At 58.9% G+C, this 23,471-nt stretch carries 21 protein-coding genes, 2 tRNA genes and 1 pseudogene; 12 read left to right on the forward strand and 12 right to left on the reverse strand.

Features of this window, described 5'->3' with window-relative positions; all coding sequences use genetic code 11:
- Positions 1 to 6 precede the first annotated feature (6 nt).
- Positions 7 to 909 (reverse strand): LysR family transcriptional regulator, encoded by a 903-nt coding sequence (locus AB4O41_RS01140; protein ID WP_367375507.1) that lies wholly within the window; start codon positions 907 to 909, stop codon positions 7 to 9.
- A 106-nt stretch (positions 910 to 1,015) separates the two neighbouring features.
- Between AB4O41_RS01140 and AB4O41_RS01145 the strand changes: the two genes are divergently transcribed.
- Complete coding sequence (locus AB4O41_RS01145; RefSeq protein WP_460145840.1) at positions 1,016 to 2,413, forward strand: MFS transporter; 1,398 nt, start codon at positions 1,016 to 1,018, stop codon at positions 2,411 to 2,413.
- On the forward strand, positions 2,410 to 3,684 hold the full coding sequence (locus AB4O41_RS01150) for a glucarate dehydratase family protein (RefSeq protein ID WP_460145841.1): 1,275 nt from the start codon (positions 2,410 to 2,412) through the stop codon (positions 3,682 to 3,684). The genes AB4O41_RS01145 and AB4O41_RS01150 overlap by 4 nt, the downstream gene beginning before the upstream one ends.
- Positions 3,685 to 3,771: 87 nt before the next feature.
- Here AB4O41_RS01150 and AB4O41_RS01155 read toward each other — a convergent pair whose 3' ends face one another.
- Positions 3,772 to 4,449 carry a glutathione S-transferase family protein gene (locus AB4O41_RS01155; protein ID WP_460145842.1) on the reverse strand — a complete coding sequence of 226 codons (678 nt, stop codon included), beginning with the start codon at positions 4,447 to 4,449 and terminating at the stop codon, positions 3,772 to 3,774.
- Positions 4,450 to 4,754: 305 nt separating this feature from the next.
- Between AB4O41_RS01155 and AB4O41_RS01160 the strand changes: the two genes are divergently transcribed.
- A complete protein-coding gene (locus AB4O41_RS01160; RefSeq protein ID WP_460145843.1) occupies positions 4,755 to 5,672 on the forward strand; it encodes an alpha/beta fold hydrolase in 918 nt (305 codons plus the stop codon).
- On the opposite strand, the gene AB4O41_RS01165 is transcribed toward AB4O41_RS01160, so the two are convergent.
- Genes AB4O41_RS01165 through AB4O41_RS01180 form a run of 4 tightly spaced genes read right to left on the reverse strand, consistent with a single transcriptional unit; the run spans position 5,649 to position 10,268 of the window.
- Positions 5,649 to 6,113: a response regulator gene (locus tag AB4O41_RS01165; protein ID WP_007901111.1), complete on the reverse strand. Its 465-nt coding sequence runs from the start codon at positions 6,111 to 6,113 to the stop codon at positions 5,649 to 5,651. The genes AB4O41_RS01160 and AB4O41_RS01165 overlap by 24 nt on opposite strands.
- On the reverse strand, positions 6,110 to 8,437 hold the full coding sequence (locus AB4O41_RS01170) for an ATP-binding protein (protein ID WP_460145844.1): 2,328 nt from the start codon (positions 8,435 to 8,437) through the stop codon (positions 6,110 to 6,112). Before AB4O41_RS01170 ends, AB4O41_RS01165 begins: the two co-directional genes overlap by 4 nt.
- Positions 8,434 to 9,087, reverse strand: a complete 654-nt coding sequence (locus AB4O41_RS01175) for a response regulator (RefSeq protein ID WP_460145845.1) — start codon at positions 9,085 to 9,087, stop codon at positions 8,434 to 8,436. The genes AB4O41_RS01170 and AB4O41_RS01175 overlap by 4 nt, the downstream gene beginning before the upstream one ends.
- Complete coding sequence (locus tag AB4O41_RS01180; RefSeq protein WP_460145846.1) at positions 9,084 to 10,268, reverse strand: sensor histidine kinase; 1,185 nt, start codon at positions 10,266 to 10,268, stop codon at positions 9,084 to 9,086. The genes AB4O41_RS01175 and AB4O41_RS01180 overlap by 4 nt, the downstream gene beginning before the upstream one ends.
- Before the next feature lie 170 nt (positions 10,269 to 10,438).
- Between AB4O41_RS01180 and AB4O41_RS01185 the strand changes: the two genes are divergently transcribed.
- Complete coding sequence (locus AB4O41_RS01185; RefSeq protein ID WP_460145847.1) at positions 10,439 to 10,957, forward strand: SgcJ/EcaC family oxidoreductase; 519 nt, start codon at positions 10,439 to 10,441, stop codon at positions 10,955 to 10,957.
- 221 nt (positions 10,958 to 11,178) lie between these two features.
- On the opposite strand, the gene AB4O41_RS01190 is transcribed toward AB4O41_RS01185, so the two are convergent.
- Positions 11,179 to 12,147 carry a bifunctional 5,10-methylenetetrahydrofolate dehydrogenase/5,10-methenyltetrahydrofolate cyclohydrolase gene (locus tag AB4O41_RS01190; RefSeq protein ID WP_460145848.1) on the reverse strand — a complete coding sequence of 323 codons (969 nt, stop codon included), beginning with the start codon at positions 12,145 to 12,147 and terminating at the stop codon, positions 11,179 to 11,181.
- 929 nt (positions 12,148 to 13,076) lie between these two features.
- Between AB4O41_RS01190 and nirB the strand changes: the two genes are divergently transcribed.
- The 8 genes and pseudogenes from nirB (at position 13,077) to AB4O41_RS01230 (ending at position 20,465) form a co-directional block, all read left to right on the forward strand.
- Entirely contained in the window at positions 13,077 to 15,638 is a 2,562-nt protein-coding gene (gene nirB / locus AB4O41_RS01195) for a nitrite reductase large subunit NirB (protein ID WP_460145849.1), read from the forward strand.
- Positions 15,638 to 16,024: a nitrite reductase small subunit NirD gene (nirD, locus tag AB4O41_RS01200; protein ID WP_460145850.1), complete on the forward strand. Its 387-nt coding sequence runs from the start codon at positions 15,638 to 15,640 to the stop codon at positions 16,022 to 16,024. The genes nirB and nirD overlap by 1 nt, the downstream gene beginning before the upstream one ends.
- Positions 16,025 to 16,055: 31 nt before the next feature.
- On the forward strand, positions 16,056 to 16,496 hold the full coding sequence (locus AB4O41_RS01205; protein WP_223487414.1) for a CBS domain-containing protein: 441 nt from the start codon (positions 16,056 to 16,058) through the stop codon (positions 16,494 to 16,496).
- A 168-nt stretch (positions 16,497 to 16,664) separates the two neighbouring features.
- Positions 16,665 to 17,420, forward strand: a pseudogene (locus tag AB4O41_RS01210) (MCP four helix bundle domain-containing protein); the annotation flags it as partial.
- Positions 17,421 to 17,552: 132 nt separating this feature from the next.
- On the forward strand, positions 17,553 to 18,278 hold the full coding sequence (locus AB4O41_RS01215) for a methyl-accepting chemotaxis protein (RefSeq protein ID WP_460148243.1): 726 nt from the start codon (positions 17,553 to 17,555) through the stop codon (positions 18,276 to 18,278).
- A 467-nt stretch (positions 18,279 to 18,745) separates the two neighbouring features.
- Positions 18,746 to 18,819, forward strand: a tRNA-Cys gene (locus AB4O41_RS01220).
- Positions 18,820 to 19,015: 196 nt separating this feature from the next.
- Positions 19,016 to 19,102, forward strand: a tRNA-Leu gene (locus AB4O41_RS01225).
- Positions 19,103 to 19,847: 745 nt separating this feature from the next.
- Positions 19,848 to 20,465 (forward strand): hypothetical protein, encoded by a 618-nt coding sequence (locus AB4O41_RS01230; RefSeq protein WP_460145851.1) that lies wholly within the window; start codon positions 19,848 to 19,850, stop codon positions 20,463 to 20,465.
- 173 nt (positions 20,466 to 20,638) lie between these two features.
- Here AB4O41_RS01230 and AB4O41_RS01235 read toward each other — a convergent pair whose 3' ends face one another.
- The 5 genes from AB4O41_RS01235 to AB4O41_RS01255 form a co-directional block, all read right to left on the reverse strand.
- A complete protein-coding gene (locus tag AB4O41_RS01235; protein WP_460145852.1) occupies positions 20,639 to 21,064 on the reverse strand; it encodes a hypothetical protein in 426 nt (141 codons plus the stop codon).
- A gap of 46 nt (positions 21,065 to 21,110) precedes the next feature.
- Positions 21,111 to 21,395, reverse strand: a complete 285-nt coding sequence (locus AB4O41_RS01240) for a hypothetical protein (protein ID WP_460145853.1) — start codon at positions 21,393 to 21,395, stop codon at positions 21,111 to 21,113.
- Positions 21,396 to 21,701: 306 nt separating this feature from the next.
- Positions 21,702 to 21,932 carry a hypothetical protein gene (locus AB4O41_RS01245; protein ID WP_008012835.1) on the reverse strand — a complete coding sequence of 77 codons (231 nt, stop codon included), beginning with the start codon at positions 21,930 to 21,932 and terminating at the stop codon, positions 21,702 to 21,704.
- 130 nt (positions 21,933 to 22,062) lie between these two features.
- Positions 22,063 to 22,320 carry a hypothetical protein gene (locus AB4O41_RS01250; protein WP_460145854.1) on the reverse strand — a complete coding sequence of 86 codons (258 nt, stop codon included), beginning with the start codon at positions 22,318 to 22,320 and terminating at the stop codon, positions 22,063 to 22,065.
- A 69-nt stretch (positions 22,321 to 22,389) separates the two neighbouring features.
- Positions 22,390 to 23,427 carry a DNA topoisomerase IB gene (locus AB4O41_RS01255; protein ID WP_460145855.1) on the reverse strand — a complete coding sequence of 346 codons (1,038 nt, stop codon included), beginning with the start codon at positions 23,425 to 23,427 and terminating at the stop codon, positions 22,390 to 22,392.
- Between the last annotated feature and the right edge of the window lie 44 nt (positions 23,428 to 23,471).

Here is a 23,471-nt window from a genome sequence, read left to right on the forward strand (position 1 = left end):
GGTTCCTCACAACCCCCAGCCATCTCTCACAGCCTTTCGAATCCCTTCCAGCAACATCGCAAACGCCGGGTTGTCGTTGTTCTCGCGCCAGATCAAATGCAGTTCACTCTGCACGCCTTCCCCCAGATCGATATCGCGAAACACCACGTTCTTAAACACGACACTGGTGGCGCAGCGCGGCACCAGGGCCAGGCCCATTCCGGCGTTGACCAGAGCCAGGATGGTCAGGGACGAGCCGAGCCATTGCACATATTCCGGGGCGACGCGGGCCGAGCGGAGCATGCCGGTCAGCAGTTCGTTGAACGGCGGGTAAGCCGCATGGGAGTACATGAGGAAGGGTTGTGCGTCCAGGTCTTTGACGGACACGGTTTCGGCGCTGGCCAGCCGATGATTGTGGGGGACGGCCAATACGAAGGGTTCACGCACCAGGCATTCGGTGGCATAGCCCGGCTCGAGCAACGGTGCGCGGACGATGCCCAGATCGATCCGGCGGGCGCGAAGGGCCTCGTGCTGCTGGTAGGTGTTCATCTCCGACAGATCGATTTTGACCTGAGGCTGTTTGAGCCGCGCTTCAGCGATGACCTTGGGCAGGAACTCGTAAACGGCGCTGCCAACGAAGCTGATGTTGACCGTACCGATGTCCCCTTCGGCGAAACGCCGGGCTGTCACGGCGGCTTGCTGAGCGCGCTCCAGCAGGTTCTGCGCCTCGATGAAAAAGGCACGGCCGGCGGCGGTCAAAGCGACGCTGCGCGTGCTGCGGGTGAACAACTCGACGCCCAGGTGGTGCTCCAACAATTGAATCTGGCGACTGAGGGGTGGTTGGGTCATGTTCAACCGTTCGGCGGCCCGGCGGAAGTTGAGTTCGGTGGCCACGGTGGTGAAGCAGCGCAGTTGCGTCAGTTCGAACATTGATCTAATCCGGGTATCAATCGAGTGCCAAGTTAGATTAGACGGGATCAATAGGCGCGTCCATGATCGTTTCTCCCCTAAAAAAACAATGAACGGGAGTCGCCCCTTGAATAACCATCAGAGTCCGCCGGACCCTAGCGTCCTCGCCCGAGCAGCGGCCAAGGTCAAGCGCCATGTGCTGCCGCTGTTTGTGGTGATGTTCATCGTCAACTACATCGACCGGGTCAACATTGGCTTCGTGCGCAGCCATCTGGAAACCGACCTGGGCATTGGCGCAGCGGCCTATGGCTTGGGCGCCGGGCTGTTTTTCATCGGTTACGCCATCTTCGAAGTACCGTCCAATATGTTGCTGCAACGCTACGGTGCTCGCGCCTGGCTGACGCGCATCATGTTCACCTGGGGCGCGGCCGCGATGGCCATGGCCTTCGTGCGCGGCGAAACCAGCTTCTATGTGCTGCGCTTCATTCTCGGCGCCGCCGAAGCGGGGTTTTTCCCCGGTATCATTTATTACTTCACCCAATGGCTACCGTCGACCGAGCGGGGCAAGGCCATGGCGATTTTCCTCAGCGGCTCAGCCATTGCCTCGGTGATTTCCGGTCCGGTGTCCGGCGCGCTGCTGCACGTCAGCGGTCTCAGCCTGCATGGCTGGCAGTGGATGTTCCTGATTGAAGGCTTTGCTTCCATCGTGCTCTGTGGGTTTGTCTGGTTCTGGCTGCAATCCCATCCACGCGAGGCGAAATGGCTGAGCGTCGAAGAGAAGGACGCACTGGTAAGCGCCATTGCCTTGGAACAGCAGGCTCGCGAAGCCGTGCAGACAGTCAAACCGTCGATGTTCAAATTGCTCGCCGACCGGCAGATTGCCTTGTTCTGCTTTATCTACTTCTCCATCGCCCTGACGATTTATGGCGCCACGTTCTGGCTGCCCAGCATGATCAAGAAGATGGGTAACCTGGGCGACTTCCAGGTCGGCCTGTTCAACTCGATCCCGTGGATCATCTCCATCCTCGCGATGTATGGCTTCGCCGCCATGGCCAGCAAATGGAAATACCAACAAGCCTGGGTGGCCGTGACGCTGGTGATTGCCGCGTTCGGCATGTTCATGTCCACCACAGGCGGGCCGATCTTCGCCTTCGTCGCCATCTGTTTTGCGGCCATCGGTTTCAAGGCGGCTTCAGCATTGTTCTGGCCGATTCCCCAAGGCTATCTGGACGCGCGTATCGCCGCGGCGGTGATCGCCCTGATCAACTCCATCGGCAATCTCGGCGGCTTCGTGGCGCCGACCGCGTTCGGTTTCCTGGAGCAGACCACCGGTTCCATCGAAGGCGGTTTGTACGGCCTGGCGGGCACTTCGCTGGTGGCGGCCGTGGTGATCTTTTTTGCCCGCACTGCACCGCGTGGTGACACGCGCAGTTCGCTCACCGCTAAACCGCTCGACGCCGCTGTACCAAAAAATCCCGTCAGTCATCAAGCCTTGAATACCGAGCCAAAGGGAGCTGCCTCTTGAAAATCAAACGCGTTACCGTCACCCCCATCGCCTTCCGTGATCCGCCGCTGCTCAACGCCAGCGGCATTCACGAACCCTTCGCGCTGCGTTCGATCATCGAGATCGAGAGCGACAACGGCTATATAGGCCTGGGCGAAAGCTACGGCGATGCCCCGGCGCTGGCGATTCAACAGCAATTGCAAAGTCAGCTGATCGGTCTCGACCCGTTCAACCTCAACCAGTTGCGCGCTATTGTGCAGGCCACCGTGGCGGCAAACAAAACCCCAAGCATCGCCGGTGCGGAACTGGCGCCCGGCTCTCACGCCAGCAAAGCGGTGAGCAACGCGTATTCGGCGTTCGAAGTGGCGTTTCTCGATCTCCAGGCACATTCCCTGAATGTGCCGCTGGTGGACCTGCTGGGCGGGGCGATTCGTGATGAAGTGCCATTTAGCGCCTATCTGTTCTTCAAGTACGCGCAACACATTGATTCACCGTACAAACCGGACAGCTGGGGGGAAGCACTGAACGAAGAGCAGATCGTCGCCCAAGCCCGGCGCATGATCGAGGCCTTTGGCTTCAAGAGCATCAAACTCAAGGCCGGCGCACTGCCGCCGGAGCACGAAGTGTCGTGCATCAAGGCGCTGAAAAAAGCTTTTCCCGGTTACCCGCTGCGCATCGACCCGAACGGCAACTGGTCGCTGGAAACTTCGATTCGCATGGCAGAACTGCTGGGCGATGACCTGCAATATTACGAAGACCCGACACCGGGCCTCGACGGCATGGCCGAGTTGCACAAACGCACCGGTCTGCCGCTGGCGACCAATATGGTGGTCACTGACTTTGATGAGTTCCGCCGCAGTGTGGCCCTGAACAGCGTGCAGATCGTGCTCGCCGACCATCATTACTGGGGTGGCCTGCGCGACACCCAGGCGCTGGCGAAAATGTGCGACACCTTCGGCCTTGGCGTGTCCATGCATTCCAATTCGCACTTGGGCATCAGCCTGATGGCCATGGCGCATGTCGCCGCCTCGGTGCCCAACCTTGATTACGCCTGCGACACTCATTACCCCTGGCAGGAACCGGACGAAGAGGTGATCAAGGGCGGCAAGCTACCCATCGTCGATGGCTGCGTGAAAATCACCCGTGCGCCAGGGTTGGGCCTTGAGCTGGATCACGATCAATTGGGCAAGTTGCATGATCAATACCTGACCTGCGGCATTCGTCAGCGCGATGACGTGAAGCAGATGCAGCGTTACAAGCCGGACTGGAAGACGATCAAACCGCGTTTTTGATCGCGCATTCCCTTACAAACCGGCAACTGTCCCTTCGCGCTCCAGCCCCGTCCGACTGGCTACAGGCGCGAAGGCAGTCAGAGCCGCTCATGTGTTATCCGGCGCCAGAAACCGTTGCTCGATGGCATCCGCAAACGGGTACAACGAAAACCAGGGCCTGGCTTCGTCGATCACCCGCTGAAATGACGGTCTCTGTACCAACCTGTCGAAATAGGCGCTCAAATGGCCGTGGTCATCGGGGAACGGCACGAGCGTGCTGGCATAGAAAAGTGCCGGGGCGGCGGCGCAATCGGCCATGCTGAACTCCGGGTTGGCTACCCAGATTCTGGACGCCATCCGGCGATCGAGCATGCCGTACGCGGTTTCCAGCGTGGATCGCTCTCTGCTCAAATCGCCGTTGGTCGCGTGTAGCCGATCACTGACAATCTGTTGCATCGGCACTTGTACATAATGGTCGAAGAAACGATCCCATAACCGGACCTCCAGCGCGCTATCCCAATCGTCTGGAACCAGTCTGTGTTTGCCTGGATACCGTCGATCCAGGTACTCGATGATGATGCTGGACTCCGGCAGATTCCGCTGGTGAGCATGGTCGCGAATAATCGGGAACTTTCCAATTGGCCACAATGCCTGAAGTTCTGCGCGGTCGGCAGCGTCCCCGAGATCGATGATTCTTCTCTCGAATTCGGTGCCGTTTTCGTAGAGCGCGATGAGTACTTTGTGACAGAACGACGCCAGCGGATGGTAGTAAAGCGTCAGCGACATCTTTCAACTCCTCATTTGACGTGAGGGGGCGAGAGCCCTGGAACTGATGAAGGTGGGTCAATAAACAATCATAGGCGGATGTTGGCGATGCGTCAGGGCCGCAACTTTCAAGCTTGCGTACTTGCAGACGGAAGAATCCCTGCTTAACTGTGAGCCACTGGTCGGTTTGTGACTTGTTGGTCATAGCGTTCATCTCAGCGCCCTTGTACCGTTGTCGCTGGTTCGTGCTGTCAGGCTTGCCCGGAGGAAGCCGGATAGTCATTCACGCTGTGTGTTGATCCAATTTGTTCAAGGAAGAGAGTGACATGATGCTGAAAACTGCGATCGTCGAGATTGGTAAGAAGTACAAGGTTTATACCGAGCATTATCTCAACGCCACCGCCGACAAGACCATTATTCTGGTCAATGGCTCGCTGGCAACGACCGCATCTTTTGCCCAAACGGTGCGTTACCTGCGGCCACGCTTCAACGTAGTCCTCTACGATCAGCCCTACGCCGGTCAATCGAAACAGCACAACCAGCACGACCAACCGATCCGCAAGGAAGACGAGGCCGCCATCCTGTTGGAGTTGATCGAGCACTTTCGCGCACAGCATGTGATGTCCTTTTCCTGGGGCGGGGCGGCGACCTTGCTGGCGCTGGCGCAGCATCCGCAACGAATCGAAAAGGCAGTGATCAGTTCATTCGCCGCACGGATCAACACGCCGATGCGCGATTATCTGGAGAGCGGCCGGCATTTTCTTCAGGCGTGCGATCGGCGCAATGTCGGGCGCTTGATCAACAGCACCATCGGCAAGCACTTGCCGTCGCTGTTCAAGCGTTTCAATGAACGCCATGTCAGCAGCCTGGACGAGCACGAATATCGGCAAATGCATTTTCACGTCAATGAGGTGCTGACCCAGGACACTCACTGCTACGTTTCCTGTGCCGATGCCATCGAAGTCCCGCTGCTGTTTATCAACGGTGATTGGGATGAATACACGTCGGTGGAAGATGCCCGTCTGTTTGCGACCCATACCCGTCAGGCTCAGTTTCAGACCATCAAGAACGCCGGGCACTTCCTCGATATGGAACACCCGACAGCCTGGCATGACACCCAGCAAGCCTTGCTGGGCTTTCTGCAGCCGGTCGCCAAAATACCGAGCCAGCCCCGTGACCTGACATTCAGTAGCAAAACGTCAGTGATTCCGCCCCTTCAGTCAGCTAACTGGGTGCGGCTTTAACTGGCGCAGCAACTCGATCTGATCTGCCGGGACCAGGGTGCGCAAGGCTTTATACAGCGCGCGGGTTTCAAGCAGGTTCCAGACGCGCAGCATGGTTTCCAGGGCATCCAGTGGCTTGCTGATGAAGTCTTTGGCGCCCAGGGCCAGCGCGCGCAGGCGGGTATCGCGGGTGGCGTCGGCGGTGAGCACGAGGATCGGCAGGTATTCGCCGGTCGGGATGCGCCGGTTGAGTTGTTCCAGTACGGCAAAGCCGTCGAACTCCGGCATGTGCAGGTCGAGAATCACCAGGTCAGGCTCGAAGCTGTTGAACAGGTCCAGGGTTCGCAGCGGCTGGGTGCTGCTCAGTACGTTGGTCAATCCTTCGCGGACAAGCAGCTGCTCCATCAAATCGAGGTTGGGCCGTTGGTCGTCGATGATCAGAATGCGCAGGTCAGTGTTCACACAGGCTCCGGTAGATGCTGGTCAAGATGGGCGAGGAATGAAGGGATGTGAATCGGTTTGGTCAGCACCGCCGTCGCTCCCGCCTCCAGCAACGCCAGATGAGTGAGGTCGCTGGCATCGGCGGTGATCATCAGCACTGGAATGGCACGGGTGATGGAAGACTGGCGCAAGCGTTGCAGAACATTGAAACCATCAAAATCCGGCAGCACCACGTCGAGCAAAATCAGTTGCGGCGCGTGTTGACGAGCCAAGTCCAGACCCATTTGCCCCTGCATACTTGAGAGTAACTGGATGTGCGGTCGTCGTTGCAGCAGGGTTTCAATCAGGGCCAGGCTCGAGAGATTGTCTTCGATACACAGCACTTTGCCCTGATAATCGGGAGCGGTGAGGGCGGCTGTGACCGTTGGATGGTTGATGCGTGCAGCAAGCGGTTTGATGGCTGGTTGCAGGCGCACGAAGGGCAGTTCCAGGGTGAAACTGGAACCTGCACCGGGCTGGCTTTTGACGGTCAGGCTGCCGTTCATCATTTCCAGCAGACTCTTACTCAAGGCCAGGCCCAGGCCGGTGCCTTCCACGTTCGGATCGGTCTCCAGGCGCTCGAACGGCTTGAACAATTGCTCCAGTCGATCGGCCGCAATGCCCTTGCCGGTATCGCAGACCGCCACGGCAATTCGCTGTTGAATAATCCTGACTTCAATGTGCACCTTGCCTTCGGGCCGGTTGTATTTGATCGCGTTGGATAACAAGTTGAGCAGCACCTGAACCAGGCGTTGCCGATCGGCGACGATTGCGCTGTCGGCGGCCAGCATCGGCAGTTCAACCAGCTGAATGCCGGCGTCGCAGGCCATCGGGGAAACCAGCGCCAGGGCTTCTTGCAGCACCACCGCCAAGGGCACGGCTTCAACGTTGAGGGGCAGGCGCCCGGCCTCGATCTTGGCGATGTCCAGCACCTCGTTGATCAGGGTCAGCAGGTGTTGTCCGGCCCGCAAAATGTGACCGATCTGCGCCCGTTGCCCCTTGGGCGAGTCCATGTCCAGCAGTTGTGCGAAGCCGAGAATGGAGTTGAGCGGGGTACGCAGTTCGTGGCTCATGCGCGACAGGAATTCACTTTTGGCGCGGCTGGCGCGTTCGGCTTCTTCCCGCGCGGTACTCAGCGCGATCTCGGCGGCACGGCGATCGGTGATGTCGCGGGTGATCTTGGAAAAACCGCGCAGGGCGCCACTGCTGTCGTATTGCGCGGTAATCACCACGCTGGCCCAGAAGCGGCTGCCATCCTTGCGACAACGCCACGCCTCTTCCATGTAATGACCGTCGCGAGTGGCCTCGCGCAACGCCATGTCGGGATGCTGCGGGCATTCTTGCGACAGATAAAACACCGAAAAATGCTGGCCGACGATTTCTTGCTCCGTGTAGCCCTTGATCCGTTCGGCGCCGGCATTCCAACTGGTGACGAAGCCCTGTGTGTCGAGGGCAAAAATACCGTAGTCCTTCACCCCGTCGATGATCAGCCGCAGGCGCTCTTCGTTGTCGCGCAACGCGCGTTCACGTTCGGCCAGCAGCAGGCCGGCTTCGACCAGACGTGTGCCCAATTGACCGATCTCATCGTTCTCCGGCGGTTGCGGCAGTAATGGCTGACCGAGTGCCAGCCGTTGTGCGTTGCCCTGGACCTGTTTGACCCGGGCGACAATGCCCTTGGACAGGAATAGCACTGCCACAATGGCGCCAAACAACCCGCACGCAGCGGCCAGCAGGGTGGAGAACAACAACCGCTGTCGGGTGGAGGCCGCGGCCGCGGTGCGCTCGGCCAGTAGCGTGTCTTCAAGGGTGCGCATGGCGCTGATGCGTTCGCGCAATTCGTCGAGGATGTGCTTGTTGTTGATCAGGATGGTGGTGATCGACTCGGGTGTGGCGTTGCGATCATCGAGCAGCTCAACCAGGCCCTCGACCTTGGTCTCTATCAACGGAGTAATCGCCTCCAGATGTTTGCGCACCCGCACGTCGCGAACGTTGCTGTCGAGCCGTCGCAGTGCGGATTCGATCAAGGGTTTGGCTTGCCGATAACCCGGCAGGAAATCCTCGCGGCGAGTCAGCAAATAACCGCGCACGCTGGCGGCGGCCTCGGCAAGCAGTGTATGCACCGCCTGAATATCGCCTTGCACCAGCAGCACCCGGCGCACGTCCTCTTCCGCGCGTGCGGTCTGGCGCTCGGTGGTATAGATCAGCACCAGCGACAGCAACAGAATCACCAACGGTAGGGAAATCACCACGAGGGCTTTGCCACGTAACGGCAGATCGGCCCAGCGTCGAGCGCTTGAAGCCTTCATGACTGGGTCACCAGACCCAGGGCGATGCCACGGACAGCGGCTTGAGTTCGGTCGGCGGCGCCGAGTTTACCGATGACCCGTTCCACGTGGGCTTTGGCCGTCCCTGTGGTGATGCCGAGTTCTTCGCCGATTTCACGATTGCTGAAACCGCCGGCCACCAGGCCGAGGACCTGGCGTTCGCGGGCAGTCAGGGTTTCGGCAGGCGCGGCACCACTGGCGTTGCGTTCGGTCATGCGCCGTAGCAGACGGGCGCTGACGGAGCTGTTGAGGGCTTCCTCACCCGCAGCGACGCGTTGCAGGGCGTTGATCACTTCATCGCGGCTGGCGTCTTTGAGCAGGTAGCCCACGGCACCGGCATTCATCGCCGCTTCCAGGTGATCCGGGCTGTCGTCCATGGTGAAGATCACCACTTTCAGGGTCGGCAGGCGCTGCTGAAGAATCCGCGCCGCGCCCAACCCGTTGAGCACGGGCATGCGAATGTCGAGGATGACGATGTCGGGCAGCAGACGTTCGCACGCGTCTACCGCTTCCTGGCCATCGCGGGCCTGGCCGACCACTTCGAATTGCGGATGGCCCGCCAGCAGCGCGACGAAGCCGGTCCGGGTGACCTCATGATCGTCCGCCAGAACCAGACGTAATACTTCAGTCATTGAGCTGTTCCATTGAGGTCGGAGGGTACGGTGGCGCGCAGTTGCGTTCCGCCATGTGCATGGCTGACACAGGTGAAATCACCGCCCAGCAGGCTCGCGCGTTCCTGCATCGCCGCGAGCCCCAAGTGCCGGGCGCCGCAGGTGTCGAGTCGTTGCTCCATGGCAAAGCCTTTGCCGTTGTCGTCCACCCGCAGCGAGGCTTGCCCTTCGTGCAGTTCCAGCGCCAGCACGACGTAACTGGACTGGGCATGTTTGAGAATATTGTTGATGCCTTCCTGGGCAATCCGGAACAGGGCGATTTCCACCTGGCTGGGCAAGCGTGCTTCGCAACGCGTGCTCCAGTTCACTTTGATCCCGGCGTCGCGCAGGCGATCCGCTTCTTTGTCGACTGCCTTCAGCAAGCCAAAGTCGTCGAGCACCGTCGGGCGCAGGCCGCTGATCAATTGCCTGCCTTCACCGACACAATGCTGGGCCAATGCAAGAATCGTCTGTAAGTCCGCACCGAGTTCGTCGGGCAGTGGCGGGCAGCGGCCGGCAAAACCTTGCAGGCGCTGATGCAGCCCGGCGAGGGTTTGCGCGAGGCCGTCGTGCAGGTCGTAAGCCATGCGTTTGCGTTCGTCTTCCTGTGCCCTGAACAGCCGATGCACCAGATCGGACATGGTGCGCTCGCGCGCGACCAGCGCATCCAGCAAACGCTGGTTTTCCAGGTGCGCAGCCAGCAGGGTGGCGAGCAATTGCAGGGATTCGATGTCCTCGGTGTCCGGTGCACTGATGCTGACACTGTTGGCCAGCACCAATGCACCAAAGGCCGCGCCATCGCCGCCGCGCAAAGGCACCCGCAGCACGTTGGGCAGGACCGCGCTCGGTTGCTCCTGCCATTGCGCAGTGCGCATCGCGGTATCGGCGAGGTGTTCGAGGCTGTTTAAACGATCACGGCTACCGTGACTGGCGGTGGTCCTGACTTGCGCATCCTCGTCCCATTCCAGCAATAGCGCGTGGTCCATCGCGAGAAAGGCACAGGCCCGTTGCAGCACGCGTTGGCGCATCGCTTCGGGGGCCAGTTGCGTCAGTTCCTGGCCGGTATCCACCAGCAACCGCAGCCGCGCGGCGCGACTTTGCGATTGCCGATACTGGGTGCGAATGGCCAGGGCGCTGCCGGGGTCATGATCAGGAATTTGCATAGGCGGGTTCCGGCGCAGGCATGCCCGTTCGGGCAGGGGCGTCATTAAACCGTGTTAACGGGGCAGGGCGCTATCTGCCGAATGGCATAGGCAAATGACTCCGGTTGGCCGATGGCGGGTGGCGTTTCGAGCGGCACAGTGTCGCCATCGACCACCATTGGAATAGTGCAATGAAACTCAAGACCTCAACCATCGCCCTGTTGTTCGCCCTGACCGCCCCGTTGGCCCAAGCTCTGGAGGCAGTGCCTTACGTTTACAGCAGCGTGGCCGAACAGCCCGCTAACGTGAAGGATCGCGAAATCGCCGCACTGTTTGATCAATGGAATAGCGCGTTGAAGAGCGGCAATGTTCAAAGCGTGGTCGACCTGTACGCGCCGAACGCCGTGCTGCAGCCGACGGTTTCCAATAAGGTGCGCACCACCCCGGCGCAGATCAAGGACTACTTCGACCACTTCATGGCGCTCAAGCCGGTGGGCCAGATCAACTACCGTGAGATCCGCCCATTGGGCGCCAACGTGGCGATGGACAGCGGCGTCTACACCTTTTTCCTGACCGAGGCCGATGGCAAGACCCGTCAGGTGCAGGCGCGTTACACCTTCGTCTATGAACAAGTGGGCGGTCAGTGGAAGATTCTCAACCACCACTCTTCGGCGATGCCGCAATCGCAGGTGCTGCACGCCGGGAAGTAATCGCGTCTTCGACGTCCGATCGCAGAAAATGTGCAAGACACAGCCCAATGTCAGTCAAGCACAATCCCTGTGGGAGCGGGCTTGCCCGCGATAGCGGTGTATCAGTCAACATTGATATCGACTGACTCGCCCTCATCGCGGGCAAGCCCGCTCCCACAGGTTCCGCGCCTGACTGGCATTACCGACACGGCCCACCTTGAAGTGGGCCGTGTGCGTTGTGCTCAGTTCAACGCCAGGTCGTCCACAGGCTGCTGCCCGCGGGCCAGCGCGGTGCGTTGCAAGTGGCTGGCGATCAGGGTGTTTTTCAGCAGATAGGCAATGGTCATCGGCCCGACGCCACCGGGCACCGGGGTGATCGCACGGGCGACGGTGCGGGCGCTGGCGTAATTGACATCGCCCACCAGACGGTCGCCGGACTCGCTGGCGATGCGGTTGATGCCGACATCGATCACCACCGCGCCGGGCTTAAGCCAACTGGCGTCGATCAATTCTGGCCGGCCCACCGCCGCGACTACGATATCCGCCAACCGGCACAACGCCGGGGCATCGACGCTGCGTGAGTGCACCACGCTGACCGAGCAGTTGGCCTGCAACAGCAAGGTCGCCATCGGTTTGCCGACAATGTTCGAACGGCCGATAACCACGGCGTGCAAGCCGCTCAAGTCATCACCACAGGTCTCGCGCAACAGGCGCATGCAGCCGCTGGGTGTGCACGGGGTCAGAACCTCGAAGCCTTGCACCAGCCCGCCGACGTTTTCCCGATGAAAACCATCCACGTCCTTGATCGGGTCGATGGCATGAATCACTGCTTGTTCATCGATAGCATCCGGCAAGGGCAGTTGCACCAGGATGCCATTCACCGTCGGATCGGCATTGAGTTGTGCAATCAGTTCCAGGACCTGGGCCTGGCTGGCGGTTTCCGGCAGACGGTATTCAAGGGAGCGGATGCCAACTTCCTTGGCACGCAGCAATTTATTGCGTACATAAACGTGGCTGGCCGGGTCGTCACCGACCAACAGAACCGCCAGGGCGGGATAGATTTGCTGGCCGGCCAGGGTCAGAACCTCTTCCCGGACCTCGTCGAGAACCTGGGCAGAAATGGCTTTGCCGTCGATATCGCGGGCAAATGCGGAGGTGCTGCTGATCAAGAGAGTCACCGTTGTCTTGATTGAAAGGGATGAAGTGACCATCGAGGCGTCTTCGCGCGACGGTGATCCATCAGAGACATGCAGGCAAGGGCGCTCAGGCTACCAGTTGAGGGCAGGCCAATACCACCGCAACACCGCCGACCAAGAAAAAACCAGCCAGCAGGTCGATGCAACAAACACCGAGAAACCCGTGGCGAGGGAGCTTGCTCCCGCTGGGTCGCGCAGCGGCCCCAAAAAAGGGACCGCTGCACAGCCCAGCGCAAGTAACCCCTTCCACCACAGCAGACTGCACTACTCTTCCATTTGATCCAGCACCCGGTTCGCCGTGATCTCCGCGACGACCATCTGTTTAGCAATCCGACACGAACTTCCTACATGCAATCCATGTGGGAGCGGGCTTGCTCGCGAAGATGGCGGCCCAGTCAATATTAATGTCGCCTGACACACCGCTTTCGCGAGCAAGCCCGCTCCCACAGGTTCCGCGACTTGCCCAATAGCCCCCGTTGTAGCGAGCGGTGGTTGACCGCTGCATGCACTTTAATAAAGCGCGATGCCATAAAAATGTGCACTTGCACCGAGCGATGCACCGGGTTTTCGTCCGTGCGCGTGCCCGAAGCTGTACCGCGCACCGGTGTCTGAAACACCGTCCAATCCCTGCAAAACTCGCCTATTGAGCTGTCTGCAAGCTAACTCCCGGTTGTTCAATCGTCAGTTTTGCAGCGCAAATGAAGTATCGATCACCGACTGGCACAAAGGCTGCATTGATCCCCTCAGGTCCATCGAAAACAGATGGGCAGCCCACTCGATCAACGAAGATCGACCGGCCGAGCAGGTCGTGGGCAACATCGGTGGATCCGGCGAAGGCGCCAGGTCGAACACCGCGAAGAACAGGCAAAGACGCCTGAAACCGAGAGGTTTCAGGCGTTTTTTTGCTTTTTTTAACCGTGATTGGCTTTGGCTGGGTGCTTACTATGAATTCCAATGTTGCCGCATTGAACAAACTGCAAACGCTGATCGTGATCGGCAATGGCATGGTCGGCCATCATTGTGTCGAGCAGCTCATCGAGCGCGGCGCCCTCGACCACTATCGGCTGCATGTCTTCAGCGAAGAGCCGATGCGTGCCTACGACCGTGTGCATCTGTCCGAATACTTCGGCGGTCGCGATGCCGAGTCGCTGGCCCTGGGCGAAGCCTCTCTGTACCAGACGCCGGGCGTCACCCTCCATCTTGGCGTGCCGGTGTTGGAAATCGACCGAGCGCGACGCCAAGTGATTACCGCACAAGGGTGCGTCTCGTACGACAAACTGGTTCTGGCCACCGGTTCTTATCCTTTCGTTCCGCCTATTGAAGGTGCGGAAGGCGACTCGCGCCTGGTCTATCGCACCCTTGAAGACCTCGACGCGATTCGTGCCGCGGCGGCCAATGCCCGGCGCGGCGTGGTGGTCGGCGGTGGCCTGCTCGGTCTGGAAGCCGCCAATGCCCTGAAAAGCCTGGGTCTGGAAGCGCATGTGGTGGAATTTGCCCCACGCCTGATGCCGGTGCAGCTGGACGAGCAGGGTGGCCTGGCGCTGAAGGCACAAATCGAGCGGCTCGGCGTGGGGGTGCACCTGTCGCGTGGCACGCAGTCGATCAGTGCCGGCGAGCAGTACCGCTACCGGATGAACTTTGCCAATGACGAATTCCTCGAAGCCGACCTGATCGTATTCTCCGCCGGGATCCGCGCGCAAGATGCGCTGGCCCGCCAATGCGCGCTGGACATCGGTCCGCGTGGCGGCGTGGTGATTGACGATCAGTGCCTGACCAGCGATCCGAATATCTATGCCATCGGCGAGTGCGCAGCCTGGAATGGCAGCCTCTTCGGTCTGGTCGCTCCTGGTTATCAGATGGCCCGTGGCGTTGCGTCGCGGCTGTGTCATCAAGTCTCCGAGCCGTTCCAGGGCGCCGACATGTCGACCAAGCTCAAACTGCTTGGCGTCGATGTCGGTTCCATCGGCGATGCGCACGCCCAGACACCGGGTGCGCGCAGTTATCAGTTCATCGATGAAGCCACGGCCAGCTATCGTCGCCTGGTGGTGGATGCTGACAGCAAACGCGTGCTCGGCGCGGTATTGGTCGGCGACAACAGCTATTACGACACCCTGCTGCAATACATGCAGAACGGCATTGCCTTGCCGTCGGAACCGGCCAGCCTGATTCTGCCTTCGTCCACCGGCGCGCCAACCCTGGGCCCTGGCGCGCTGCCTGAGGCGGCGACGGTGTGCTCGTGCCATAACGTCACCAAGGGCTCGATCTGCTCGGCCATCGACGGCGGCTGCACCGATCTCGGCCTGCTCAAATCGCAGACCAAGGCCTGCACCGGTTGCGGCGGTTGCGCGGGGCTGCTCAAGCAAGTGTTCGAGCATGAACTGATTGCTCGCGGCGTCAGTGTCGACAAGAGTCTGTGCGAACACTTCGCCTACACCCGTCAGGAGCTTTACGCACTGGTGCGGGTAGAAGGGGTGATCACCTTCGAAGAACTGCTGGCCAAGCACGGCCGCGGCCACACCGGTTGCGACGTGTGCAAACCGGCGGTGGGCTCGATCCTCGCCTCGTGCTGGAACCAGCCGATCATGGACGCCTCGCTGGTGCCGTTGCAGGACACCAACGACACGTTCATGGCCAACATGCAGAAAAACGGCACCTATTCGGTGGTGCCACGCATTGCCGGGGGCGAGATCACCGCCGACAAGCTGATCGCGATTGGCGTGGTGGCGAAGAAATACGACCTCTACACCAAAATCACCGGCGGCCAGCGGATCGACTTGTTCGGCGCGCAGTTGCATCAGTTGCCGGACATCTGGTCCGAGCTGATTGAGGCCGGTTTCGAAACCGGGCACGCCTATGGCAAATCGACCCGCACGGTAAAGTCTTGCGTCGGCAGCACCTGGTGCCGTTACGGCGTGCAGGACAGCGTGAAAATGGCCCTGACCCTCGAGGATCGCTACAAAGGCCTGCGCTCGCCGCACAAGCTCAAGTTCGCGGTTTCCGGCTGCACCCGTGAATGTGCCGAGGCGCAAAGCAAGGACGTGGGTGTGATCGCCACCGAGAACGGCTGGAACCTCTACGTGGCCGGTAATGGCGGTATGCGTCCGCGTCATGCCGAGCTGTTCGCCACCGACCTCGACGATGAAACCCTGATCCGTTACATCGACCGGTTCCTGATGTTCTACATCCGCACCGCCGACAAATTGCAGCGCACGTCGGTTTGGCGCGAAAGCCTGGAGGGTGGTCTGGATTACCTCAAGGACGTGGTCATCAACGACAGCCTGGGCCTTGGCGCGGAACTCGAGTCGCAGATGCAACTGGTGGTCAACCGCTACGAATGCGAATGGGCCAACGCTCTCAAGGATCCGGAAAAACTCAAGCGCTTCCGCACCTTCGTCAACGATCAACGCCCGGACCCGGACATCCACTTTGTTCAGGAACGCGGTCAACGCCGGCCGATCATGGCCGCCGAACTCAATCTTATCCCTGTCACCGAGGAGAATGCCTGATGAGTCAGTCCAATACCCAGCGTGTCAACGCCTTTGCCACGGCCGCCAATGCTCAGGCCTGGCAGGCGGTGTGCAGCCAACAGGATCTGGTCAGCAACTCCGGCGTTGTCGTCTGGCTCGACGGCGCGCAGGTGGCGCTGTTCTACCTGCCACAGGCCGAAGGTCGCACCCTCTACGCCATCGACAACCATGATCCACAATCCGGCGCGAACGTCATCGGCCGCGGACTGATCGGCAGCCTCATGGGTGATCTGGTGGTGGCGTCGCCGATCTACAAACAGCATTTCCGTCTTGAGGACGGCAGTTGCCTGGAGTACCCGGAACAGCGCCTGCGCGTATGGCCGGTGCGCCTGAACGGCGGCGTCGTGGAAGTCGCGGCGGCTTGATTGCTGCCCTGAACCGTATCGGAGAACGTTAATGAAGACAGCCGCACAGTTGCTCAAACTGAAAATCGTGCAAAACCAGCAGGTGCATAGCATTGCGCCGGATCAGATGGTCCTCGACGCTCTGAAAATGATGGCCGAGAAGAACGTCGGCGCGTTGCCCGTCATCGAAGACGGGCAGGTGGTCGGTGTCATCAGCGAGCGCGACTATGCGCGCAAGGTGGTTCTACAGGGCCGTTCTTCGGTCGGTACGCCGGTGCGCGAGATCATGAGCGCGCCGGTGGTGACCGCCGACAGTCAGCAGAGCATCGAACGCTGCATGGCGGTCATGACCGACAGTCATTTGCGCCATCTGCCCGTGCTGGAGAGCGGCGAACTGATCGGGCTGCTGTCGATCGGCGACCTGGTCAAGGAAGCCATCGTCGAGCAGGCCGATTTGATTCGGCAACTGGAGCATTACATTCGCGGGCACTGAGAACGCTGCGTCGCCGAATCACAAGATCAAAACGCGATAAAGGCATACCGTAGGTCGCTTAACCCGGCTCGGGTGGAAATAGGCCTAAGTAACCGGTTGGAACAGTCGATAACCCCAAGAACAAAGCAAGTCAGCCGACCATGCAGATGCCGCCAGGGGAATCATCAAATGTCCATAAAATTGCGTTTGTTTTTGTTGATCGGCACCAGTTTGCTCACCGCCCTGATCGTGAGCCTGGTCAGCTATCTGGGCAATACCCGGATGGCTGAAGCGGTGAGTGACAACGAGGTCAGCATGACCGCGCTGCGCAACCACCTCGAAGCCGACATGATGCACGATGCGCTACGTGCCGATGTGCTCTCGGCAATGCTGGTCGGGCTGGGTAAAAGCGACAGTAGCAAAGCAGAAGTGCGCAGCTCCCTCGATGAGCATGCGGGGCATTTTCGGGAGATGCTCGGTGACAACCTCAAGCTGCCGGTCAATACCACCCTCAAGGCCGCACTGAACAAGATCAAACCCAGCCTGGATTCATACATCGGTGCCGCCGAACGCATTGTCGCGCTGGCGCTGGAAAATCCGGATACCGCACAGCAGCAACTCGGCACGTTCAATACCGCGTTCAGCCAACTGGAAGACCAGATGGGCGCTCTCAGCGAGCTGATCGAATCCAACACCCAACAGACCAGTGCAGGCACTCAGCAAGCGATCAGCAGTGCCAATTTCACTCTTGGCACGGTCCTCATCGCCAGTTTGTTACTGCTGCTCGCCCAAGGGCGCTGGGTCATCCTCAGCATCATGGGGCCATTGCAGATCGCCAGTCGCATTGCCGAGAGCATCGCCCATGGCAACCTGAGCGAGCCTATCGTCGAGCCCACCCGCAAGGACGAAGCCAGCACCTTGATTCGCAGCCTGGCGACCATGCAGCGCGACCTGCGCGGCATGATCGAAGTGGTTCGCAGCAACGCCCATGGCGTGAGCGGCATGAGCCAGCAATTGAGCAGCGGCTGCCATCAGGTCGCCGGCAGCAGTCAGCAGCAAAGCGTCGCCGCCAGCACCATGGCCGCGGCGGCCAGCGAGATGACCGCGAGCATTGAGGAAATCACCCGGCATGCCGAGCGTGCGTTAAACATGGCCAACCAGGCCGAGGAGTTGGCCAAGGATGGCGGTCGGGTGATCCATCAAGTGGTCAACGACATGGACGGTATTGCGCGTTCGGCGCAGCAATCGGCCCAGGTGATTCGCACCCTGGACAAGGAGTCCGAGGGGATTTTCAGCATCATTCAGGTGATCAAGGGCATTGCCGATCAAACCAACTTGCTGGCGCTAAACGCCGCCATCGAAGCCGCCCGCGCCGGTGAACAGGGTCGAGGCTTTGCCGTGGTGGCGGATGAGGTACGCAGCCTGGCGGGCCGCACCAGCGCCTCCACCCAGGAAATCGCCGCCATGGTCGCGCGCATCCAGCAAAGCACCCGCGAGGCAGTCACCAGCATGGAGGCGGGCGTCGCGCAGGTCGACAAAGGCATGGCGGTGACCGCCAACGTCGAGCGCGCCATCCGCGAAATCCTCCAGGCCACGCTCAGCACCACTGAACTGGTCAATGACATCAGCCGCACGATCGGTGAACAGAGCCTGGCCAGCAACGAAATCGCGCACCAGGTGGAAATGATTGCCGGCATGTCCGAAGGCAACAGCAAGGTCATCAACCAGACCGCCTCGACCACCGATGAGCTGTCCACTTTGGCGGGCCAGCTTTCGCAGTCGGTGGATCGGTTTCGCCTTTGAGGCATGGGCTGGCTCTGGATGGATTGATGTGCAGGGCGGCGTAAGAAGGCCCGGGCTTTAAGTCTCCATGGAGGGCATTAAAAGCGGTCGTCAGTCTGCGAAGAACCCTGGTAGGAGCGAGGCATCAAGTCGTACTGCTTGGGAAAACCAGCGCGCTTGATCTCGCGTTCGGTGGTTTGCGGGGCCGAGGCCAAAGCCTGCAACGGTGGCGGTCAGTTATAAAAGGGGACAAGATTAAAAGATCGCAGGCATCGGCCTGTTGTTGGAAAATAAACCAGCGCCATGATCTGGAATTATTTTCCTCCAGTTCTTGACATGCCTTTCGAACCAGTCCAGAATTGCGTCCATTCCTGCTTAGGGAACACGAAAACCCCTTAGATTTCAAAGGGTTGGACGCTAGATTAGAATCTTGTTTCCAGATACGAGTTTACACGTTTGATGTCGTGCTAGTGACGTCAGATGTTTGAGGCCGAATAGCAAAATGGTTATGCAGTGGATTGCAAATCCACCTACGCCGGTTCGATTCCGACTTCGGCCTCCACTTTAAACGAGCTCCGTAGATCCATGATCTACGGAGCTTTTTTATTTACGCAGTCCTGCAAGATTTAGTCTTGAAAAGGATCTTTGCGAACTTGCTTCACCGGGGCGGGATGTATATATTTCCCCCTCTGTTGCACAAGCGTCAGAACTGCCAGATCGTTGTTGGTCAGTTTTTCAGACTGCTTTACCGCGCTACCGCCCGAATGGCGAAACTGGTAGACGCATGGGACTTAAAATCCCCCGCTCGTAAGGGCGTGCCGGTTCGATTCCGGCTTCGGGCACCATGAATATCAAGGGCTTGCGTGAGATACCTCACGTAAGCCCTTTTTCTTGCTCCGCAAAAAACCAATCTCTGCTCCGCAATCCGCTGCCACTGTTCATTTCGTGGGCGTGACTTTCATCCCTTTGCGCATTCGAATGTACTGCTCCGTCATACCCACGGTGGTGTGCCCTAGTGGATCGCGTGCTGCTCGTATATTGCCTGTCGATTCCACCTGGTCTGTAGCTGCCTTCGCCCGTAAATCGCGCATGTGAAAGTCAGCTTTCGGAATGCCGGCCGCCTTACACGCGCATCATCAAATCGCTTCTGCGAAGCATCGGCACGTTCTGCCCGCAGCCGCATACGGCATGCGCTCATAGGCGCGTTGGAGTTTAACGTCATACCTACAGGTTTCGCTGGTAGTCCGATCCGTTGTAATGCCATTGCCGGGTTTTCAGCGCTTTTTACAGGGAGGGGTCGGGCTCGATGAAGTGGACAAAGGCGTCGAATTGTTGTGACTTTCACGAGCGGGCTGAGGCTGACCTTGTGGCGAACCATCCTTCGAAAAGGTCTCCCATAGGCGGGCGATTATTTCGGCATTTGAAACTCGCATTGAGTACTGGCGAGAGCAACTGCAGCTTCCGTTGACGCTCGAAGCCGCATAGCCATCAACGAACCTGAAACCCCGCCCATGCGGGGCTTTCGTGCTGGCGTTTTGATTTGATCGTTCTTGGTGTTAGATTCCAGTTTTGACTATCAGGAATGGACTCATGCACAAGGCGATAGCGGTAATGGGCTTTTGTTTGCTGGCTACAGGATGTGCCACATCCTCTACTGACTATCAAGCGCCCACTGAAAGTAAAACTGTAAACACCAAAGTGGTTGACAAGCCTTTCGATCAGGTTTGGGACAATCTGGTTCGACAGTTGAGTAGCGATTTTTTTGTCATAAACAATATTGATAAAAATTCACGGCTGATCAATCTATCGTTTTCTACGCAAAAACCATCTGAGTATGTTGATTGTGGTGTCACAACAAGACGCTTCGGAAATGTCAGAGGAGAAAATTCCTATGTCTACAAAACCGCCGATTCCGCCGCTTTCCCGCTAACAGATCAGCAAGGACATGCGTTTAACATCACTAGAAATACCAAGCTCAATGGTCGTGTGAACATATACGTGGCCCCGGCCTCAGCGGGAACGTCGGTGGCCGTTAATACCAAGTATGTGGTGGATATTGTATACGTGGCGACCAACTTTGATGGAAAGCCAGGAGGTGGTGAAAATTTAAGCTTGGATTTTTCCACCAAGCAGGGTTACTCGGGCAGTGAAGTAACTTGTTACGCGAAAGGAAGCTTAGAAAATCGTATATTAGAGATGGCTGAATGATGGCTAAGTTATTTTGCCATTTGTATTGCTTGTAGCCCTAACGGGGTGCCTCGGTCATCATTCAAAATCAAGGGCTTGCTGGCGAAAGCTAATGCAAACCCTTGTTCGTTTCTTTGTCCGCTATTTTTTAAGCGAGTGTGGATCTGCCGCATTACCGTCCATAAATAACGCCGCTATTTCTCCGTCCATTTCCCACCACCGGTTTCGCAATCGATCCTGGCCTGCGGCAGGTTCTCGACGCTGTAGTAATACGTGATGACTTGGGCATTGTCGGGGATGTTCAGCGCTTTGCTGTTCTTGTCTTTGCTGATGGATTGAGGGTTGGCCAGCGCCTCTGCAGTCAATGTGCCCAGGCAGGTGGCCCGATAGCGATCACCGCACTGTGCAACTTTGGTCTTGGTGCTGGTCAGCATTTCCTTGCTTTCATTGCTGCAGGACCAGTCAATAGAGTCCACGGGCATGCCTTCGTATTCATAGCAGGAGTGGGTTTCGATCACCGGAACTGAAGCGCTTTGGGATCGGGTTTTGACGTCGCACCCTTGGGCCATCACCCACGTGGGGCACAGGCAGACGATCAGAAGCAGAAGAAGTCTGTTCATCGGTGTTTCCTCTCCTAAAGCGCCCCATGTCGGGGGTGGGAGTCAGCTACACAAATGGCTGGCCGGTGAAGCCGCGCGGCAGTCTTTGCAACCCAGGCATTTCGATCAGCCGCTGGGTCCAGGCTGCACGCCAGTCATTGGCGGTGTGGGCGGCTTTGGTTTTGCGTGCGGCGCGACGTGCAGCGTTGCGTTCGGTTTTTCGTGCTTCTTTGAACGCATCGGTGTTGCGGCAGCTTCTGCATTTCACGCGGGTCAGTATGCGGCTTGAAGTCAGGTTGCTGCCTTTGTGCCCGCAGGCCAGGTGCCCGCCGACTTTGAAGTGAGTGACCATGAGGCATCTCCTTCGTGATGTGTAATCGTTCGACAGACGGGCGTGAGCGTTCGTTCGACTAAATAGCAGGCAAAAAAAGGCCCGCATGCGGGCGGGCCAGGGGGATTTCTTGAAAGGAGTGGGTGCACTGTAGGGGCTGAGTTGTGAAGGCGGTGTGAAATGTGGAAAGAGCACGAACAAAAAAAAGCCCGGCAAATTTGGCCGGGTTGGTATGTAGCGCAGACAGGTATGAACCTGGTGACGATGATGTCACCGCTCAGGCGTCCTGACTCGGGCTCTGTCCCTGGTTTGAGTACCTTGGTCGACTCATCTGAAACGAGGCAGCGGCGGCTCGACAGGTTTGAGTGAAGAGAGCGCGCTGCGAATCTGCGGCGTGTCTTTCTCGATGTCGTTCAGGCGATCGCGAATCCTGAGGGCTGTCGGATGCCCCCCTTGATTATCAACCCAATCGGCGATTTCCTTGCACGCAGCGGCAAGGCGCGCCTGACGGGAGTCAAGCAGGGTGAGCAGGGTGGTGATGGACTCTTTCTCGGACATGACATACACCTCCGTTCAAAGAAATCGGGTAAAGGGCAACAAAAAGCCCGCGAGGAGCGAGCTTTCTGCCGGTGGGTCGCTGATCCTTCAGCTCCTTTAAGTATAGACCCGGAAATAAAAGTGGTCAGCTTCAGGCCTGCCGGGATTTCGGCGAGCTGACCGCGTTAAGCCGCCGACATTCGCGTGCGGCGTCCTCTTCAAGATCGAAGCCGTCACCGATGAAGCCGCGAGTGCGGGTATCGGTGATGCGATACCAGACGGCAGCGTCGGGTGGCGGGTGATCGGGTTCTCCAGCCCGGCGACCATGAATAATGATCTTGTTGCAGCGTTTCACAACGAAAATGTCTTCCATGGCCTCACCGAAGCTATTCGTATTCAGATCAAGCATAGAAGCCGTTTGCAATCACGCAAAAAAAGGGCAGGTCAGTTCGTCGGTTTAGTTAGCCTCGAAGAAATCTCACGGTGTTTCGGCCGTCTCGATAAGTTTGTCCAGAAGCACGGCCAGCGCGACTTCTTCTGCCCTTAACCTTTTACGTCCCCTCGACCGCGGCAGTTCGGATAATGCGCCCTGCATGAAACCATCGACGACCGCCGGATGGATGTAGCACTTGCGGCAAACCGCCGGGGTGTTGCCGAGCTGTCGAGCGACGTTCTTGACCATTTCCACCACATGCCGCTTTGCGTCGGCTTCCGATTCCCACTGCAACTCGCGCAGCACCGCCAATGCCAGCGCACTGCCAGCCCAGGTGCGGTAGTCCTTGGCGGTGAAGTCGGCGCCGGTCAGCGTCTGCAAGTAGGCGTTGACGTCAGAGGAACTGATGGTGTGCCGCTCGCCGTTTTCGTCCAGATACTGAAAGAGGTTTTGCCCGGGGATTTCCAGGCAGCGTTTGATAATTCGCGCCAGGCGCCGGTCTTTGACGGTGATCTGGTGCTCGATGCCGCTCTTGCCGCGAAACTGGAACAGAATCGCGCTGCCATTGACCTCGACGTGACGGTTGCGCAGGGTCGTCAGGCCATAGGAGCGATTATCCCGGGCATATTGCGTGTTGCCGACCCGAATGAGCGTCGCATCGAGCAAGGTAATCACCGTGGCCATGACCTTGTCGCGGCTGAAGCCGGGCGCGGCCAGCAGCGCTTCCAACTGTTTGCGCAGTTTCGGCAGGGCCTGGCCGAAGTCCCGCAAGCGCGAGTACTTGTCGGCATCGCGCACTTCCCGCCAGCGCGGGTGATAACGGTATTGCTTGCGGCCACGAGCGTCACGACCGGTGGCTTGCAGATGGCCACGCGGATCGGGGCAGATCCATACATCGGTGTAGGCGGGCGGCACCGCGAGTGCATTGATGCGTTTGATTTCATCCGGATCGGTAATGCGCTGACCCGCCGGGTCGAAGTAGCAAAACTTGCCGCGCAGGGCCTTGCGGGTAATGCCGGGCTGGCTGTCATCGACGTAATGCAGGTCGGGCGGCAGAACATCAGGCAACGCGGTATCTGGCATGGCGGGCAATCCTGGGCGACGAATCATGGGGCGTTAAGCCATTG

It is taken from the genome of Pseudomonas sp. S2_A02, assembly GCF_054668495.1.